Source organism: Tritonibacter sp. SIMBA_163 (assembly GCF_046535935.1).
Lineage (GTDB): Bacteria > Pseudomonadota > Alphaproteobacteria > Rhodobacterales > Rhodobacteraceae > Epibacterium > Epibacterium scottomollicae.
Genome location: NZ_JAWJBP010000070.1, coordinates 1 through 1,149 on the forward strand (window position 1 = coordinate 1; position 1,149 = coordinate 1,149).

Genomic DNA, 1,149 nt, shown 5'->3' on the forward strand with positions numbered 1-1,149 from the left:
TCTTCACAAATCAAACAAATCTCTTCTCGCTCTTTTTTGCTCATTGTGACACCTCCACTCATAGCTTCAGTATGCCCTAGCGCTTTCAATTGTATACAAAATTAAGAATGTTTTAGATGGTAGTTTAGTATATGTATACATCCCAGATCGAGTGTTTGTTCCTTTTCTTAAAAAAACAAAAAAGACCAGTTCCGTCTGGAACTGATCCTTAGAAAAGCTTGGCGGCGTCCTACTCTCACAGGGGGAAACCCCCGACTACCATCGGCGCTGAAGAGCTTAACTTCCGTGTTCGGTATGGGAACGGGTGTGACCTCTTCGCTATCGCCACCAAACCTGATGGAGAGAATGTTCTCTCAAAACTAGATAACAACGTTCATGCTTCACATTAGAATATAGGTTAAGTCCTCGATCTATTAGTATTCGTCAGCTCCACATGTCACCATGCTTCCACCTCAAACCTATCAACCTGATCATCTTTCAGGGATCTTACTAGCTTACGCTATGGGAAATCTCATCTTGAGGGGGGCTTCATGCTTAGATGCTTTCAGCACTTATCCCGGCCACACATAGCTACCCAGCGATGCTCTTGGCAGAACAACTGGTACACCAGCGGTGTGTCCATCCCGGTCCTCTCGTACTAAGGACAGCTCCTCTCAAATTTCCTGCGCCCGCGACGGATAGGGACCGAACTGTCTCACGACGTTCTGAACCCAGCTCGCGTACCGCTTTAATGGGCGAACAGCCCAACCCTTGGGACCGACTACAGCCCCAGGATGCGATGAGCCGACATCGAGGTGCCAAACCTCCCCGTCGATGTGGACTCTTGGGGGAGATAAGCCTGTTATCCCCGGGGTAGCTTTTATCCGTTGAGCGATGGCCCTTCCATGCGGAACCACCGGATCACTAAGCCCGACTTTCGTCCCTGCTCGACTTGTAGGTCTCGCAGTCAAGCTCCCTTATGCCTTTGCACTCTACGAATGATTTCCAACCATTCTGAGGGAACCTTTGGGCGCCTCCGTTACACTTTAGGAGGCGACCGCCCCAGTCAAACTGCCCACCTGACACTGTCTCCCGGGTCGATAAGACCCGTAGGTTAGAATTTCAATACATTCAGGGCGGTATCCCACCAGCGCCTCCACCGAAGCTAGC

Annotated in this window: 2 rRNA genes; both read right to left on the bottom strand. The window is 50.2% G+C overall.

Features of this window, described 5'->3' with window-relative positions:
- Positions 1 to 216 precede the first annotated feature (216 nt).
- Positions 217 to 332, bottom strand: a 5S ribosomal RNA gene (rrf, locus tag R0J92_RS21410).
- A 61-nt stretch (positions 333 to 393) separates the two neighbouring features.
- Positions 394 to 1,149, bottom strand: a 23S ribosomal RNA gene (locus R0J92_RS21415); the annotation flags it as partial.